General features: G+C 46.3%; 14 protein-coding genes. 9 read left to right on the top strand and 5 right to left on the bottom strand.

Annotation, left to right across the window (positions count from 1 at the left end; all coding sequences use genetic code 11):
- Positions 1-284 precede the first annotated feature (284 nt).
- Complete coding sequence (locus AC1DVJ_RS16480) at positions 285-1064, top strand: TetR/AcrR family transcriptional regulator (protein WP_477592321.1); 780 nt, start codon at positions 285-287, stop codon at positions 1062-1064.
- 228 nt (positions 1065-1292) lie between these two features.
- Here AC1DVJ_RS16480 and AC1DVJ_RS16475 read toward each other — a convergent pair whose 3' ends face one another.
- The gene (locus tag AC1DVJ_RS16475) at positions 1293-2060 is read right to left on the bottom strand and encodes an ABC transporter permease (protein WP_477592324.1); all 768 of its coding nucleotides are present in this window, start codon (positions 2058-2060) and stop codon (positions 1293-1295) included.
- Between the two features lie 62 nt (positions 2061-2122).
- Positions 2123-3013, bottom strand: coding sequence for an ATP-binding cassette domain-containing protein (locus AC1DVJ_RS16470; RefSeq protein WP_477592320.1), 891 nt, complete (start codon positions 3011-3013; stop codon positions 2123-2125).
- A gap of 330 nt (positions 3014-3343) precedes the next feature.
- On the opposite strand from AC1DVJ_RS16470, the gene AC1DVJ_RS16465 reads away from it, so the two are divergent.
- The 3 genes from AC1DVJ_RS16465 (at position 3344) to AC1DVJ_RS16455 (ending at position 6849) form a co-directional block, all read left to right on the top strand.
- A complete protein-coding gene (locus AC1DVJ_RS16465) occupies positions 3344-4273 on the top strand; it encodes an ABC transporter permease (protein ID WP_477592319.1) in 930 nt (309 codons plus the stop codon).
- A 14-nt stretch (positions 4274-4287) separates the two neighbouring features.
- The gene (locus tag AC1DVJ_RS16460) at positions 4288-5175 is read left to right on the top strand and encodes a carbohydrate ABC transporter permease (protein WP_477592318.1); all 888 of its coding nucleotides are present in this window, start codon (positions 4288-4290) and stop codon (positions 5173-5175) included.
- A gap of 114 nt (positions 5176-5289) precedes the next feature.
- Positions 5290-6849, top strand: a complete 1560-nt coding sequence (locus tag AC1DVJ_RS16455; RefSeq protein ID WP_477592317.1) for a DUF3502 domain-containing protein — start codon at positions 5290-5292, stop codon at positions 6847-6849.
- Positions 6850-6909: 60 nt separating this feature from the next.
- Here AC1DVJ_RS16455 and AC1DVJ_RS16450 read toward each other — a convergent pair whose 3' ends face one another.
- From AC1DVJ_RS16450 to AC1DVJ_RS16440, 3 genes are read right to left on the bottom strand one after another with little or no spacing between them, the layout of a single operon-like run.
- Positions 6910-8286 (bottom strand): hypothetical protein, encoded by a 1377-nt coding sequence (locus AC1DVJ_RS16450; protein WP_477592316.1) that lies wholly within the window; start codon positions 8284-8286, stop codon positions 6910-6912.
- A complete protein-coding gene (locus tag AC1DVJ_RS16445) occupies positions 8264-10132 on the bottom strand; it encodes a hypothetical protein (RefSeq protein WP_477592315.1) in 1869 nt (622 codons plus the stop codon). The genes AC1DVJ_RS16450 and AC1DVJ_RS16445 overlap by 23 nt, the downstream gene beginning before the upstream one ends.
- Entirely contained in the window at positions 10116-10856 is a 741-nt protein-coding gene (locus tag AC1DVJ_RS16440) for a formylglycine-generating enzyme family protein (RefSeq protein WP_477592314.1), read from the bottom strand. Before AC1DVJ_RS16440 ends, AC1DVJ_RS16445 begins: the two co-directional genes overlap by 17 nt.
- Before the next feature lie 144 nt (positions 10857-11000).
- Between AC1DVJ_RS16440 and AC1DVJ_RS16435 the strand changes: the two genes are divergently transcribed.
- From AC1DVJ_RS16435 to AC1DVJ_RS16415, 5 genes are all read left to right on the top strand, one after another.
- Complete coding sequence (locus tag AC1DVJ_RS16435; RefSeq protein WP_477592313.1) at positions 11001-12692, top strand: dienelactone hydrolase family protein; 1692 nt, start codon at positions 11001-11003, stop codon at positions 12690-12692.
- Between the two features lie 161 nt (positions 12693-12853).
- Positions 12854-13750: an ABC transporter permease gene (locus AC1DVJ_RS16430; RefSeq protein WP_477592312.1), complete on the top strand. Its 897-nt coding sequence runs from the start codon at positions 12854-12856 to the stop codon at positions 13748-13750.
- Positions 13751-13762: 12 nt separating this feature from the next.
- Positions 13763-14647 carry a carbohydrate ABC transporter permease gene (locus AC1DVJ_RS16425; protein WP_477592311.1) on the top strand — a complete coding sequence of 295 codons (885 nt, stop codon included), beginning with the start codon at positions 13763-13765 and terminating at the stop codon, positions 14645-14647.
- A 78-nt stretch (positions 14648-14725) separates the two neighbouring features.
- Positions 14726-16201, top strand: coding sequence for an extracellular solute-binding protein (locus AC1DVJ_RS16420; protein ID WP_477592310.1), 1476 nt, complete (start codon positions 14726-14728; stop codon positions 16199-16201).
- Positions 16202-16288: 87 nt separating this feature from the next.
- Complete coding sequence (locus tag AC1DVJ_RS16415) at positions 16289-17446, top strand: ADP-ribosylglycohydrolase family protein (protein ID WP_477592309.1); 1158 nt, start codon at positions 16289-16291, stop codon at positions 17444-17446.

Raw genomic sequence — 17446 nt, 5'->3', positions numbered from 1 at the left:
TGCACATACTTTACAGCTTCACGTTTGAAAGTTTCATTATATCGTTGTCTTGAATCGCTCATGGACAGACACCTCTTAGTTATAGTTATGATTATTATTACTTCTACACTAAGAGACGTCCACTATTAATTCTAAGAGCAGTTTTCCAGTTAAACAACTCTGTAACCTACCTCAGAACGGACTACCTTCCCGGCCTTCATCCGAGCAGTGTAAAAGTGATTATGATATACTGTATACGATGTATACAAATTCGGAATTGCTAGGATGATGGAGGATGGGACAACATGGAGATCGGCGACGAAATCGATGAAGCAACGATTCAAAGCTTACCGTCAGGGGTAGCTCTGAGCTGGGGAATTGTAAAGCCGTCCCGCAGGGGGCCGAAGGGCGAGCTTAGCATAAAAAAAATTGTCGATGCGGCGATTGTCATTGCCGACAGCGATGGACTTGCAGCCGTGTCGATGAGCAGAGTGGCTCAATCGTTGGGATATACGACGATGTCCTTGTATCGCTACATCACAAGTAAGGAAGATCTGCTCGTACTGATGCAGGAGGCCATCTGCGATATTCCGATTCCTCCTGAAGTGGCGCGTAAACCGTGGCGCGAGGAGATGAGGGAATACGTCTGGGCTTGCGTGGAGGTGTTCCGTAAACATGCTTGGTATGGCGATATTCCGATTACGAGCGTTCCACTCACGCCAAACAATCTTCAAGTGATCGATTGGGCGCTTAGAATTATGCGGGATTTCCCGCTGAACGATTTTGAAAAGATGTCATTCCTATTGCTCGTAAGCAGCTATTCAAGAGCATGTGGTCTTATAGCACGGGATATGGAAAAGGCCATCCGCGATGGTGCGAGTCCGGAAGCGTTTAGCGGCATTCCCTATGGTGCAGCGCTTAAGCAGCTGGTTAAGCCGGATCGGTTTCCCAGTTTGTATCCGATCTTGATGGCAGGTGCATATACGGACGAAGTAGAAAATCCCATCGGCAACGATCTGGATTTCGGACTCGAGCGGATATTGGACGGGATTGAGCATTATTTGAAGCAGAAAAAAGAGGGTTAGGGGTAAGGGGCAGCCCTTTCCTAGAAATAAAAACAGCGTCTAGGCAATAGCCGGGGCGCTGTTTTTATTTCTAGAAAGGTTGAAGGCTATTCCTGTGATTAGCGCTATGCGATAGCGTTATTCAGGTATATTCCGAGTTTTTCCACGGTATAAGATGATAGCATAACGCTATCTAACTGAACATGCTATACGTTGGTTCAACCCAGTTTATGTTTGTGTTGGCATTACTCATTTCCCGCCATTCCTGCGGAAGGCAAGGATGCACCAGCCAATCGCAATCACCAGCAAAGCTGAGCACCAGCCGATGGCCCACCAGCCGTTATCCATCACCGGCGTACCCGTTAAAAGTCCGCGAATCGTCTCAATGACCGGCGTGATTGGCTGATGGTTAGCGAACCCTTGCATCCAAGATGGCATTGTGTTCGTCGGGACGAAGGCGCTGGACAGATAAGGGAGGAACAGCAGCGCGAAACCGTATCCGCTGGCAGCGGAGGGGCTGCCCGTGACGAGGCCAATCGCGGCGAACAGCCAGGTAAACGTCAGAATGAACAAGATGATAATGCCGATAGCTCCGAGCCATTCTATGAAAGTAGCATTCGGCCGAAAGCCAACGAGCAGGGCCACGCCGATGACCATACACGTAGCTAGCAAGTTTCGAGCTAGGCTTGCGGCGACATGACCGGTGATGACGCTGATGCTGCTGATCGGCATAGTTCGAAACCGACTGATAATGCCATTTGTCATGTCCGTTGCAACATCAACAGCCGTGCTGGATGAGCCGAAGCCAGCGCACAATAGGATGATGCCCGGCACAACATAGTTCACGTAGTCGCCGCTCGGATCGAGTGCACCGCCGAATATATAGGTAAACAGCAGCATTAACATAATGGGAAGCATGATGGCCATCATGAGCGACTCAATGTTGCGCAAGCTATGACGGATGCTGCGTCCGATGAAGACGGTGTTGGTTGCTGCGAAAGTAGCGGGCTTTGGCATAGACTGGAGATTGTTGTTGTTCATAGATTGCAGATTGTTAATGTTCAATGGTTGCGTATCATTCATGCGAGCGAAACCTCCTTCTGATCCGTTGTGGTTAACGCAAGAAAAACATCATCCATACTAGGCTTTCGAATGAAAATACGTGTATCTGGCGGGCACAAGTGGCCGATCTCGTTCAACGTGTGGCGAACATCCTGCACACTGCCGCTCGTCGGTATGGATTGAATGACTTCGTCCCTGTGGTTCCTGAGCTCGATAACTTCACCCCCAACACGTGCTTTCAAGGACTCGGCGGAACCGGATGCGACGATTCGTCCGTGATTCAGCACGGCGATTTCGTCTGCAAGCTGATCGGCTTCTTCTAAATATTGCGTCGTCAACAGAATCGTCATACCTTGCTGCTTAAGTTTTAATATTGTCTCCCAAAGGGAACGTCGGCTAACCGTATCCAGACCCGTTGTCGGTTCGTCGAGGAAAAGAACCGGCCGACTGACGACAAGGCTGACGGCCAAATCCAATCTGCGGCGCATGCCGCCGGAGTAGGTTTTTACACGCTTGCCTGCCGCTTCTTCGAGCTCGAATTGTTTCAGCAGCTCCGCTGCACGTATGCGGGACTCGCCCGCAGATAGTCCGGATAACCGGCACATCATGATGATATTCTCGTGTCCCGTCAGCACTTCATCCACCGCAGCGAATTGCCCCGTGAGAGAGATCGAGCCCCGGACCGCCTTGCGGTCAGCGATCACGTCGTAACCCTCGATGCGTGCACCCCCTGCGTCCGGCTCGGAAAGCGTCGACAGGATGTTGATCAGTGTGGTTTTACCAGCGCCGTTGGGCCCGAGCAAAGCAAAAATCGTTCCTTTCGTCACCATCAAATCAATGCCGTCCAACACGGTCTGTTTGCCGAAGCTTTTCCGTAAGCCGTTAACTTCAATGGAATAGTTATTCATGGTTATCTCCCCGTCCTTTAAATTGTGGATCATATAAACAGTGTATTATATACTCAGTTATTTATGATCATTCTCCAGACGGATATTGCACTCAGTCGTCCGCACTATTCACTCAGCCTCATAACCCTCCTTCAATCCGGAAACCCCCATTCCATAAGGGTTTCCGCCACCTTCCACTTATAAAGTAAAGTAAAAATTCCCCTGTTTTTCAAATCGTACAGTACATTTTAACCCCAGCAAAAATGAGCAGTATCCAATTCCCTACCTACTTTCGTATGATGAAATCGCAAAGAGGACGCAAGGCAACACAGATAGAAGGAGGTAGCATACTTGGGAATCTTCTCAGCCATACGTAAGGAATCGAAGCATTTCAGGAAGGCAAGAAGCTTATTTTTGATCGGATTGCCGGCCGTCATTGTTGTGTTTATCTTTTACTATTTACCCATGTACGGCATTGTGATCGCATTCAAGGACATTAATTATGCCAAAGGCATTTGGGGAAGCGATTGGGTAGGTCTGAATAACTTCAAGTTTTTCTTCAACTCGCAAGACGCCTTCCGAATTACACGGAACACGTTACTACTCAATGGATTGTTTATCGTGGTGGGCATGTCCTGCGCTTTAGTCGTCGGATTATTGTTGGCTGAATTGGGTAGGAGATGGGTGAAACTGTTCCAGACCATTCTGTTCTTTCCTTATTTTCTTTCGTGGGTTGTTGTCGGTTTCGTCAGTTACATCTTGCTGAATCCATCCTTCGGCGTGATCAATAAGACGTTGGAACAGTTCCATTTTGCCCCGATCGACTGGTATAGTAAGCCGGGTTATTGGCCCGTTATTTTAACACTCACCTACTTATGGAAAAATGTCGGCTACACCGCCATCATCTTCTTCACGGGACTGTTGTCGATCGACAACAGCTATTATGAGGCTGCTTCCATAGACGGAGCTTCGCGATTACAACAAATTCGGAAGATCTCCATCCCGCTCATAACGCCATTAATAACGATGCTGTTCATGCTCAATGTGGGCCGTATATTCTACTCGGATTTCGGATTATTCTACTTCGTACCCCGGGATGCGGGAATGCTTTACGCGACGACAGACGTCGTGGATACGTATGTGTTCCGCTCACTACGCGTAGTCGGAGATTTGGGCATGGCGTCCGCCGCCAGCTTGTACCAAGCGGTTGTAGGTCTGGTTTTAGTCGTAACGACCAACTGGCTGGTCAGGAAATTTAATAAAGAGAATGCAATGTTCTAGGGAGGAGGGTGGCGGTGAATTCATCTATCAAGAAAAAGTCAGAAAATAACTGGCTAATCATTCTATTCTTTATTGTTCTATCCATCCTGTTCATCTATCCGATGCTATACGTCATTTCGGTCTCGCTCTCCTTCGATGGGGACATTGCCAAGTATGGCTACCAGCTGATTCCGGAACGCATTACGTTTATGGCGTATTCGTATATTTTCCAAACGCCGAAGGCGCTGATTCAATCCTATATGGTGACGATTTTTGTGACGGTAGTCGGAACCGTGTTAAGCTTGATACTCACTTCTTCCCTGGCGTATATTATGACTCGGAAGGATTACCGATATAGCAGAATCACAGGCTACTTCGTCTTCTTCACGCTGCTCTTTAATGTAGGATTGGTTCCGTCGTATATGGTTATGACCAGTGTTTTACACTTGCAGGATACGATTTGGGCCTTGATACTTCCTTATGGCGTCAGCGCTTGGTTTACGATGCTTATGAAGGGCTTTATGGATGGTTTACCTTTTGAAATTATTGAGTCGGCCAAAATCGATGGATCTTCCGAACTGAGCACCTTCGTGCGAATCGTTCTTCCGCTTTCTAAACCAGCCCTAGCTACAGTAGGCTTGTTCTATGCACTGGCTTACTGGAACGATTGGTGGCTTGCCATGCTGTATATCCAAGATGAGAATCTGATTCCGCTTCAATACTACTTGCAGCGAATCATGTCTAATATCGAGTTTTTGACGAAAAATATGCAAGCGGGTATCAGCATTGATATGAGTGCGATTCCAGCTGAATCTTCCCGTATGGGGATTGCCATTCTGGCAGCAGGCCCGATGTTGTTCGCTTTCCCTTTCTTCCAGAAATACTTGATCAAAGGATTGACAGTTGGCGCCGTTAAAGGCTAACTGAGTGTAAGTTCAATAATATTTGTCAATCCGAATCCGGATCGGATGATAATAAATGGCTTCATTTGTACCATTAGTACCATTTTGACCATGAAATCAGGAGGGTTCGATCATATGAAAAATAGAACAATTAAAGCGTTGTCCCCCGTTATTGTAAGTTGCGTGTCCCTTTCCATGCTGCTCAGCGCTTGCGGTTCCAGCAATAATAGTGCATCTCCTTCTCCAGCTAGTAGTGCGGCAGCAACACCTGCAAGCAGTGCAGCTGCAAGTCCAGCAGCAGCGGAGCTTAAGCCATATGAAATTACCTGGTATTTGCCGCAAGCCGTATTCCCGGATGCAAAGCTAGTTCAGGATGCGATGAGCAAAATCACCAAAGAGAAAATCAACGCAACCCTGAACATTCAACTGGTTGATTGGGGTACTTATGATCAGAAGATGCAAGCGATTGCAGCTTCTGGAGAGAAAGCGGATCTGATTTTCACATCCAACTGGACGAATGACTATTTGCAAAACGTAAATAAAGGGGCCTTCCTCGACATTACGGAACTGTTGCCTAAATACGGTCCAGACATTCTGAAGCAAGTTCCTCCATCTGCGTGGGATGCGGCGAAAGTAAAAGGCAAGCTGTACGGTATCATTAATACCCAAGTTCTGGCTCGTACACCAGGTCTGCTGATGAACAAAACGACCTTAGACAAATATGGATTTAAAGCCGATCAGTTCAAGACGTTGGCCGATTTGACGCCGTTTTTTGAAAAAGTAAAAGCGTCTGAGCCAGACAAATATCCATTCAGCTTAAAAGGTGATACGGATGTGATGGGTAACTACGGCAGTGCCATCGGGCTTGAATATTTTTCGCAAAAGAACCCGGGTGTAGTTCGCATCGACGATGCATCCTCCAAAGTTGTGAATTTGTATGAGACGAAGGAATTCACGGCCTTTTTGAAACAAATGCGCGAGTGGTACTCCAAAGGCATTATTCGCAAAGACGCAGCAACGATTAAAGATACGAACTCAGATGAATTGGCAGGCAAATACGTATCCTCCACGTTCACGGTTATCAATCCAGATTCGGCAGCCAACCAAGCACAACGCTTCGGTGGTGGTGAAGCGGCGAATGTAGCAGCTATCGAATTCTCTAAACCTTATATGAGCACAGGCTCCATTATAGCGACAATGACAGCGATCTCCCGCACATCCAAGGATCCAGCAAGAGCGATGATGTTCTACAACCTGATGTACTCCAATGCGGAACTATTCAATTTGATGAGCTTCGGTATTGAAGGTAAGCATTATACGAAGGTTTCTGATGGTTTGATCAAAAAAGTAGACAATGCCGGCTATTGGATGGATTCCGGTTGGGAATACGGCAACATGTTCAATTCGTTCCGTACAAGTGCAACGCAGCCGAAATGGTTCCCAGCAGGTCCTGATAAGAATGCAGCAGCGATTCCTTCTAAAATTCTTGGCTTCTCCTTTGATCCAAGTAACGTGAAGAGCGAATTGGCGCAAACCGTATCGGTTGTGGATGAATTCTACGCTGGATTGATCACGGGTATTGCTGATCCAGATGCTACACTGCCAACGATGAACGCGAAGTTGAAAAAAGCAGGCTTGGACAACATTCTTGCTGAAATGCAGAAACAAATTGATGCTTGGAAAGCTACGAAATAACCGATAGGGTTGAAATACAAAAATGGCGTGCAAACTGTCACCAGTTTGCACGCCATTACTTTATTCAGACGTAGAATTACTGCGATTCCGATCGCGGCCTGCGCGAATTTCCTCAAGAAATACGGGCCACCATTGTTGATGATCGGAGTTGGAATCCAGCTTAGGGAATTCCTCGCTGAGTTTATCCATGATTTCTTTGCCTTTTTTTCGCAAGTTATCCAAACTGCCGATTTCGGGAACAAGCCATTTCCTGCCGATTTGTGCATGCAGCACCTCATCAGCCCAATCGTAGTCTTGAACCATTTTGGCGAGCGCGTTGTCCGATTCCTTAGCAATGAACCATTCTAAACGCTTTCCTGTATCCTTGGGCATGAGTCCTTGTTCGATATACCAGAGCACAATATGGGCTTCCAATGGCTCAAATACCGTGTTGAGCAGCAGGCTTGTTTTGAAGGAAATCGGATAGGTATAAAAAGGAACCCCGTCTTGATAGAGGGCCACCTCGCCTAGCATAGAATGACGTGTTTCATCCCACAGCTGCCTGCTCATGTCTTGATAGTATTCCCAAGGTTTTCCTTTGGTTTTATAGATGATTGGCCCCATCCACTCGGGTACATCCATTTCCTTCAATCTTTTGTATAGAAGCGCGTAGGTCCTCTCGTCGGTTGGTCGATTTTCGTCTAAATAATACTTATCCAACTTGGCGCTCATATTGTCGGTATCCACGAATCGGGCATCGCGGCGTGGTTCGACCCTCATTTCGTAGTGCTGATCTGCATCAGTTCTAGGTATCGGAGGTGCCCAATCGTGAGGCTTTTCCAAATCACCAGCAATACCGCCTGCACCGTATAAAAAATACGTTAGATGCTGCTGCCACTTTTGAGCGGAAATACGATCATCTTCTGTTAAAGTCAATGCCTGAATCGCATGTTCACCCCAGACGAGCATTTCTTCTTCTTCCATCAGGATGATTCTGAGAACACGACAAGTAGGATGATCTACTAGAGGGTTAGTTTCCGCCAAGTGTTTACGAAGGGAGCGAATGAGTTCAGGTTTGGCTACGGCATAAATCCCTATTAGAAGTTCAAGCGTCGTCTCTGAACGAATGAGTTCGCCAAAGAAAGCTTCAAGCCTTTCATCAGGTACTGTATCGAGATGCAGTGGAGGTTCCCGCATTTCAATGATTCTTTTCCGCAGCATGCTGCTATGTTCGGCATCCAACCAAATATGCAGCCCGGAAGCACATTTCGCTTCCCACTCCGGAACATGAGCGATATGAGCAGCGTAAATTTGAGTCAATTGACTTTCAGCGTAAACATATCTCTTAAGCAAGCTTACATTGTGATCAACGTCATATCCGATTGTGCACGCCTTCTCATAGTCACAGATACCTGCTAATGGCAGCATCCCTAGGTTATTCATTTGTGTGCGTTCCATGTGAATGTACCCTCCCCGCTTTAATCATCACGAGCTCCTTAGGCTTCACTTCCCCAGAGATCTTCCCCGACTCCACTTGGAGATGAACAAGCTGCCCGTGCCATAATTCAGAGATACCTTTTAATTCCGGGTAACTATGGACCAACAATTCACCTTCTATGGTCTCACTCGTATCGTTGTAAAGTGTGTAAATCACACTCGACTCATCGTCGCTAGGAAACATGTTGCAGTGTAAGCCAGCTCTCAGCGTTGGATAAAGCGGCAGGGGCTTGCTGCTTTGGTAGTTGGCTTTATGCGCCTTCCAAATCTGTTTCCATTTTTTAATTAACGCTTTGTGCTCGGCATGATAAGGTAACCAACTACCGAATACATCCTGCCAGATCAGAATACCTGTCCCGTTGAAAATAGCCCGTTTAATCAGCAAATCCTTCCGAACGCCGACGTGCCAACGAGAAATGATGGGGGAGAAATGCTCCGTCATGACGTACCGGAAAGCATCCACCTCGGGCATGGATTCTCGGTTCTTGAATTGATTCCAGGAGCCGGTGATCAGCTTGATCTGATTCCTTTTCTTCGGACGGACTTCGGAACAGAAGACAAAGCTCGGCTTGACTTCGTTGATCGCTTCACGAAAACCGTCTGGCACGCTGTCCATCGTATCAAGGAAAACACCGTCGATGTCTGTTTCCCGAACCACTTCAACGATGCTGAAGGTAGACTGTTTAGGCGATTCGTCAAATCCAATGTCCCACGGCTTAAAAGGGAGGAACACTTTCACTCCACGACGGTGGAACTGCTCCACAAGTTCCTTTAGTCCTGTCATCCCACCCGGAAAGTCCTCGAAAAACTGCCACTGGTTACGGCGATCTACGCCTAGGCGCGGATATTGGTGCCACAGCAGAACGGAATCATAGCCGCCGAATGCCTCACCGTCCTCCAAAAACCGGTCAACCTCAATCTCATTCGTCTCGAAATTGTAGATTTCTTTGCTATATAAATAAGTGAAATGCTGAAGGAACGTGTCTTTGTACCAATACAGCTCAGGACGCTTATATTCCTCGAAGTTGATGGGTTCACGAGCTTCTTTGCGCCACTCACTGAAAAACTCCGTCCAACCATGATCAATAGCTGTAAATTTGATTTCCATCACATCAGCCAACACCTGATCGGGGCGAAGCAGGAATTGATGCTGCTGTAATTCCTTTAAAGTCGTCCAAGGCTTCATGTCCATGTTGCGATTCTGGACCCAGATGAACCAATTTTCGTTCAAATTGGGAAAAGCTAAGCTGAAGCCTTGCTGTTGGTTCGGGTGGAAGATGCCAAGGGGCATTGTGAATTCAACATGCATTTGAACAATGCTGCTGCCATCTCGCTTGGATTGTGGATTAGAAGGGAAGAAGTAATGATTGTCTTCGCCTTCTACCAGCTGAAGTTGAGCAAGATAAGGCATGCGCATGTAGATCTCGCGCGGACCCCATTCATCCCATTCGGCTGCGAGCTGAATCAAGAAACGGATCGATTGTTCCCCAAGATGATGCAGGAAAATCACTTTCGCGTATAGCGAGTTCTGACCGACCTCGGTCTTCAGCTCCACGGAAATCATCTCTTCCGTAAGATCGGAAACCGTATCAACCTTGCCAACCTTCCACTTGCTTGCGGGCAAGGAATGACCGCCCTCCACATCCATCACGAACAATTCACGTTGTTCAACTGACAACGACTCGCGGACAGGAATCGCATGATGCTTCACTGCACACAAGGTAAGGTGATCAGAAATCTGCAGCGTGAAGCCCATTTTTTCGTTTTCAATGGTGATGCGGCCAGTAGAATTATCTGTTCGTATCATGGTTAGCCTCCTTCACGCAGCGGAATCCGACCGTTTCACAGCGATTCAAGCCTTCGTTCAGCAATTGAAATTTCAAATGGAAATCGGTTGGATGAGGCCCGCCTTCAGCGTGCCAAGTATGCTGAGCTTTGTAATAGGAACCGCCGCGAAGGAAGGTGAATCGATGCTGCTCGTCATCCACGACATCGCTCACCCATTCCCATGTGTTGCCGCTCATGTCGAAGCAGCCGTACGGGCTAACGCCATCCGGATAAGCGTCAACAGGCTGCGTATCAATGCCCGCGGAATGACAGCGATCTGCAAGAAACGCCTTGCCCCACGGCCATTTCAATTTCTGATCTCCACCCGCCGCAAGCTGCCACTCGATCTCATTAGCAAGCCTGCTTCCGTAATGGGAAGCATAGGCCTCAGCATCACGCTGGCTTACCCAAATGACAGGGTGATGTTCTTTGCCAAAGGGAGGCACTTTGTCCACCCAATGCTTGAGAAAGTTGCTGTCATCCTCAGGCCAATAGCCGCTTTCTTCAAGAAACTTTTGAAATTGCAGATTGGTAACAGAGTATCGGTCTATATAAAAATCAGGTACGGTAACGAATCGAGGACCATGATCGCATTGGCAATCGCCTTCCATAATGCGGTGCTGTACGCGATATATGTAGGATGTGCCAGGGATGAATACTTGTTCACTGTACATCGAAGAATAAATCTGTGAAGCAGGTGCCATGGGAAGATTCTCTCCTTTAGGACATGAAATAATGATCAGCGGATAAATCATAAGTTGACAACAATCTTTAGAACCGTTTACAATCACAATCATATTTGATTAAACGGTTAACCACAAGGATAATTTTGGAGGATTGATGTTATGATGAGCACCTTTCAAGATTGGATAGATGCTGCCAGTCGGATGGGCACATACAAAGAAACCATTGTAGAGCGTGTGATCGAAGAGGATGCAGAATATTGGGCTATGTACATGGAAACGGAACTGCTGCCTGGTGAATGGGTGACAACGTATTTATGGTTAGGCTTCCCTAAGGGTGCGCATGCATATCCATCCGTTATGCACATTCATGGCGGGGGTGATCAGACCGTTAATCTTGATCATGTCCGGCATTGGGTGAATAGAGGCTATGTCGCATTAAGCTATGATTGGAAAGAAGAAATCAGCGGCCAGGAGAGATTTAGTGATTTAGCAAATATGCCACTTTCTGATATGGAAGATGAATATGACCCCTTGCAATCGGTCATGCTAACGAGAGTGTTACATGCTAAAAAAATGGTTACTTGGTTAAGCTTGCGTGAAGAGGTTGATTCTGAGCGGATTGGCGTATTTGGTATATCCAGAGGCGGCAGTATTACTTGGTTGCTGAATGCGTGGGACGATCGGCTGAAAGCTGTCGTTCCGATCTACGGCTGCGGTAAGCATTTGGCTCCCGGAAGGCTGAATCGTAACATCCGCAAATCGCATAGCTTAGAGGATACCTTCGAATGGAACCGCTTGTTGGATGGGGTGACGCTAGCGTCGCGCCAGCATGCACCTGTTCTGGCCATGACAGCTACCAATGATTATTGGGGTTGGATGGATGCTGTTTGYGAGGCAGCGGTACAAATACCGCAAGAAAACCGAGGCTTGTTTTTCGCGGCTAATCAGAATCATCAGCTCGACACATGGGCTGGGAAGACACTAGATCACTGGATGGATGTGCATGTAAGAGGTGGAGCACAGAAGCGGCAAACGCCGCGTGTCACATTCAGTCTGTCAACCACTTCAGGTTATGACAGATTACATGCGAATGTTATTTTAGATGCAGCATCAGAGCTTCCAGAAAAGCTCCGAATTTGTTGGTCTTGGTGGGACTTCAGCGAAGTACTTCCGCCGGGGAGATATTGGCATGTCGTGGAGATAGATGCTTCTGCAGAAGCCAGCACGGCGATTCCTGTCATCGATCTGCAAATAAGCGGTTACCTGTACGTAGATGCCATTTATGCCGATGGCGTCAAAATGAGTTCCTTCCCAGTTCGCTTCTCACCGGCTTATCTTGGTGTTAATCATACGATAGAGAAGACTAGCCATGTACTTGCCGATTTCTCCAAGGGGCTTGATGGGTGGAGTTGTCCTTTTATGCGGACAGAACCTTATGATGCTGATTTTCAATATACCATTGTTGAACATCCGCAAGGCGGCAAAGCCCTAGCTATGGATGAGCCTGAACTCCTATTTCAGCTTGCAACGAATAAACTTGTGGATCCGATGATGGCAAGGTTAAGTGATGCAAACAAACTTTGTATCCAGCTGTATAACGAGCAGCCTGGACAATGGAAAGTCACTTTGTTGTATCGTCCTGATCAAGCCGGGCAGCAAATTTGGACCCATGAGCTCACAGTGAATCCAGCAGGGTGGTCAGAATGCAAATTAGATCGCAACGCATTTCGCAGCGAGGAAGGCATGGAACTCCCCTATTGGGATAAGGCACATAGGATTGTTGTTTCCTTCCATGAAATGTCAGAGACAGCTCCATTCGGAAGCGCCGCAGTTGGGAAGACTTTATTCAATTAGGAAAAAAACATAGATTGACACCGTTTTCATATTAGGATATTCTAAGTTTACTAAATTGCTTAATCGGTTAATCACATTGGTTAATCGGTTAAGCAACGTAATGGCTCCGTAGATGCATTTGGAATCTTTGCAGGAGTTAGAAAGGGGTTGAATCCGATAGCATGAGTTCCAAATTGAAACAAATGTGGACTGACAAGGTACTTTACTTCATGCTTCTTCCTGGCTTGGTCTATTTTATTATCTTTCATGTATGGCCCATTATTGGGATGAAACTAGCCTTCTATGATTTTCGGATTATGGGGGATAACGTTTTTGTAGGATTCAAGTATTTCCGAGAATTATTCAGCACACCGATCTTTGCGCAAGTCATTCAAAATACATTAATCATCAGTGCGATGAAAATGTTTCTGATTTTTCCGATACCGATCATTTTCGCTTTAATGCTCAATGAGTTCATGAATGGTAAATTCCGTAAAACGGTGCAAGTCATCTCGTACTTGCCTCACTTTCTGTCTTGGGTCGTTATTGCGGGGATTTGGTTCGAGTTCCTTTCCAAGTCAACGGGTGCTGTCAATGCATTGATTCAAGCCTTTGGCTTCCCAGCACAAGACTTTCTAACCGACAAAGATTCGATCAGGTGGGTACTCGTCGCAAGTGAAGCTTGGCGCAACATTGGTTGGGATTCGATCATCTTCCTTGCTGCAATCCTTGGTATTAATCCAAGTCTTTATGAAGCCGCATATGTAGATGGCGCGAGTCGCTGGCATATAGTTACCCGCATCGTGCTTCCTCATCTCTTCGTTCCGATGGTGACCATCTTCATTCTTAACGTCGGTTTTATTATGAATGCGGGTCTCGATCAGGTGTTAAACTTCACCAACGATTCTGTTAATAGCAAGATCGATATCATCGATACCTATGTGTATCGGGTTGGTTTAATCAACGGCCAATACTCATTTGCCACTGCGGCGAATTTGTTCAAAAGTGCCATTGGCGTCACGCTAGTGCTCTCCACACATTTTATTTCCAAAAAACTCACCTCTAAAGGTGCTTGGTAAGGAGGCAGATTCATGGTAGGTAAAAAGTTTACCTTTCCCAAGTTGTTGATCGGGGCCATCCTATCCGTCCTCACGTTGACGATGTTTGTACCGATAATGAACATATTTGCAAGAGCATTCTCGAGCCCTGATAAAGTTCGCTTGATCCACGGCTATAACATTTGGCCAAAGGGCTTTTCCCTAATACACTTTGACGTCGTACTAAGCAATCCATTGATAGGCCGCGCGCTCTTGAATTCGTTGTTTATCACAATCGTAGGTGTATGTATCAGTGTATTCTTTACAACGATTACAGCCTATGTGTTGACTCGTAAGAACTTGGTCGGCAAAACACCACTTATGATCTTTCTCATTATTATCATGATTTTCGAGCCTGGGATCGTTCAGGAATATATGGTGATCAAAGACCTTCATTTGCTTGACAATATCTGGGTCATGGTCATTTATCGAACAATTAACGTGTTCTACCTCATCATTATGATGCGGTTCATTGAGGAGATTCCTGAAGCATTGTTGGAAGCAGCTAAGATTGACGGGGCTGGACATTTGCGGACGTTTACCCAGATTGTATTGCCGCTTTCCCGTGTCCCCCTGCTAACAATCGGCATGTTCTATTTCGTAGCTAGATGGAATGAATTTTTTAAATCGAGTATTTTCCTCTCCAGTCGTGATAATACGGTTCTACAGGTACTGCTCAGACAGTTCATTGTTGAAGGAGATACCTCAGCTTTGGTTGGCGCGGCCAATCTAATGAAGAATAACAACATTGCCCAACTCGATGTCTCTGCACTAAAGGCGGCTACAATTGTAATCGCGATGGTCCCGATTCTTTTGCTCTATCCCGTTATTCTGAGGCATTTCGCTAAAGGAGTAATGGAGGGCGGTATTAAAGAATAGATGCACTACAAGATCACCATTTAAGCTTATGCTTTCGATGCCATTTTTCTGGCGAAAAACTTTCTAGGAGGAATTACGATGAAAAAAGTGCTACTAACGTCCGTTGCGGCGCTCATGATGCTGACAACTGCATGCGGTACGAAGAAAGAACCTGTAGAAACAACTTCACCTGCGGCTACAAATGCAGCGGCTCAAGGCCCAGTCACACTTAATGTTGTGGCAAAAGATTTCCCAGCTGATGATCCTAACGCTCAGAAGCTAGTTAAAGGCATCGAAGAAGGTATGAAAGCAGAAGGCAAAAACATTAAGCTGAATATCGTGCCTGTGCAAAGCGGTACGTACTCCGAGAAACTGGGTCTTTTATTGCAAAGCGGGAACATTCCTGACTTGATCTATTTMCAAGGCGGAGACTATCAATTTGCAGTGACACAGAAGATTCTAACGGACTTGACGCCTTACATCGAGAAGTCCACGAATGTGAAAGCTTCTATGACTGATTTTAATAAAGAAAGAATGAAGAACTATCCGTACCTCCTATGGCTTTCACCGATTAACACGCCAGTTCCTGTGGTGCGTCAAGATTGGTTAGATAAAACAACATCAGGAAAAGAAGTGCTGGCGAATCCAACGATCGATAAATACTACGCGTTTTTGAAAGAAGTTAAAGATAAGAACGGTGCGAAATTTGCGTATACGACTGCTGGTAACCTAGACGAGCTAGATGTGATTTTTGCCCAAGCTTTCGGCTTGACATCCACATGGCTTAAAGGTGCAGACGGCAAGTATGCTTACAGCAGAACAACGGCTGCCGAGAAAGAGAAGTTGGCTTTCTATGCGAAGCTTTACAAAGAAGGCTTGCTTGATCCGGAATATTTGACGAAAAAGTTCGATACCAAAGAAAAAGCGTTCTATGACGGACAAGCTGCAGTTGTTGCAGGTACACAAGGTAAAGTCGTCGATATCTATAATACGAAAATGATAGGTCAAAATGGTGCGAATGCGAAAATTACGCCTCTTCCACCAGCAAAAGGGAAGGCGCAAGGCTACTTGCCGGTTGATATCAGCAAAGAAAGCCGCGGCTTCGCGATCTCCGCGAATTCCAAGAACAAAGATGCTGCTTTCTCCGTACTTGAGTTCATGGCTTCTACCAAAGGACAAATGCTGGACAAGCTTGGTGTAGAAGGTCAAGAGTACACAATCGTTGATAACAAAATCAAATTAACGGATAAATTTGCTTCTTGGTTCCCGCACTTCGTAGAGTCCACAGTTAATTTCAAACCGGACAAAGCGTTTGATCCAAGCACGCCTTACCTATCAGCTCCAGCTATGAAGTCTTTGGAAATGTTCACTTCCATGTCAACCAAAGATAATGCGTTCATTATGCCGGCGGAGTTGGCTGCGAAATGGGATGCAGCGCTTGCGTTGTACAAGGGCTTTGCTGCAGATGTGGTAACGGGTAAGAAAACAGTAGCTGATTTCGATAAATTTGTAGAGTCATGGAACGCTGCTGGCGGTAAAGAAGTAACCGAGTACGCAAATAAAACGGTTAAATAAAAGATTAGTAAATAGATGAAGTAAATAGAACTGCAAAGTGTGGGGCAGGGATGCCTCACACTCCCTGTAGAGGGAGTGGAGAGATAAATGATTTCTTTTGCTGAGAGAGTCAAAGGTGTCGTGTTCGGTACGGCTTATGGCGATGCCATGGGAGCTGTTGTTGAGAAGTTAACGTTTGGTGAAATTAAAAGCAGGTATGGCCGAGTAGATACAACGATGACAAAGTGGTGGAAAGCCGATTGGCCGGAAGCTGCGAGGCTTGGACGAATGAGAGGCGAAGGGATCGTCACAGACGATACATTAATGACGCTTGCTCTGATGAATGTTTATTGCACGGAACAGCGTCACTTGGACGCTTATGATCTTGCCAATGAATTCGTGAAGGAAATTGCCTTCCGACCTAGATATATTCCGGAGTTTGGTAAAGAGGCTTTAATTATGGATAGACTCTTCTATCCGGAGAAGCACATTTTCAACCGCCATGTATTAGCCAATTGCGAACCGCGCGAAGGCGGTTATGGCAATATGGTCAACTGCGGTGCAGCAATGTATATTGCGCCAATGGGTATTGTTAACGCATGTAATCCGAAGGCAGCTTATGATGAAGCGATTCTTTTTGCCTCGGGGCATCAAGTGAGTTATGGCTTAGAAGCAGCTGGCGTAATGGCTGCCTGTGTAGCCAAAGCGTTTGAGCCGGAAGCTACCGTCGAAGATATCGTAAATACAGCTCTGCTCTATGCCAAAGATGGCACTAAAAGGGCCATTCAAGATATCTGTGAAGCGGCTAATGAACTGAAACACGTGAAAGAAGATCGCGATAAAGTCGTAACCCGTTTCCATGAAGTTATTCGCAATTATTCACCTATGGGCGACGATGTGACGCGCAGCATTGATAAAGTGGGTATTCCATCCAATCATTATACACCTAGCCGTTTGTTCGCGATTGAAGAACTGCCGCTAGCATTAGCTTATATCGTTTTACATGATGGAAATTTATTGGAAGCCGTTAAAGATGGTGTCAGCTCTGGCCGCGATACAGATTCGATTGGTGTCATGATCGGTGCCATACTCGGCGGTATGCAAGGCGTTGCAGCGATCCCTGAGACGGAGATTGCCGTACTGGAATCCGCGAATAAGCAAGACATCGCGCAGAATTGCGATCGATTTGCAGAGGCAGCTAGAACCATTATCGTTCAAGATTTAGAAATGAATGCACGTAGACAAGAACAATTAATGTTGAAATAA

It is taken from the genome of Paenibacillus sp. P4_A9, assembly GCF_056402415.1.
This window is presented reverse-complemented; position numbering and strand designations above follow the sequence as displayed.

Bases quoted from the DNA above. Each gene is read 5' to 3' on its own strand.
- AC1DVJ_RS16480 (WP_477592321.1), top strand. From the start codon at position 285: ATGGAGATCGGCGACGAAATCGATGAAGCAACGATTCAAAGCTTACCG.
- AC1DVJ_RS16475 (WP_477592324.1), bottom strand. From the start codon at position 2,060: ATGCCAAAGCCCGCTACTTTCGCAGCAACCAACACCGTCTTCATCGGA.
- AC1DVJ_RS16470 (WP_477592320.1), bottom strand. From the start codon at position 3,013: ATGAATAACTATTCCATTGAAGTTAACGGCTTACGGAAAAGCTTCGGC.
- AC1DVJ_RS16455 (WP_477592317.1), top strand. From the start codon at position 5,290: ATGAAAAATAGAACAATTAAAGCGTTGTCCCCCGTTATTGTAAGTTGC.
- AC1DVJ_RS16450 (WP_477592316.1), bottom strand. From the start codon at position 8,286: ATGGAACGCACACAAATGAATAACCTAGGGATGCTGCCATTAGCAGGT.
- AC1DVJ_RS16445 (WP_477592315.1), bottom strand. From the start codon at position 10,132: ATGATACGAACAGATAATTCTACTGGCCGCATCACCATTGAAAACGAA.
- AC1DVJ_RS16440 (WP_477592314.1), bottom strand. From the start codon at position 10,856: ATGGCACCTGCTTCACAGATTTATTCTTCGATGTACAGTGAACAAGTA.
- AC1DVJ_RS16430 (WP_477592312.1), top strand. From the start codon at position 12,854: ATGAGTTCCAAATTGAAACAAATGTGGACTGACAAGGTACTTTACTTC.
- AC1DVJ_RS16425 (WP_477592311.1), top strand. From the start codon at position 13,763: ATGGTAGGTAAAAAGTTTACCTTTCCCAAGTTGTTGATCGGGGCCATC.
- AC1DVJ_RS16415 (WP_477592309.1), top strand. From the start codon at position 16,289: ATGATTTCTTTTGCTGAGAGAGTCAAAGGTGTCGTGTTCGGTACGGCT.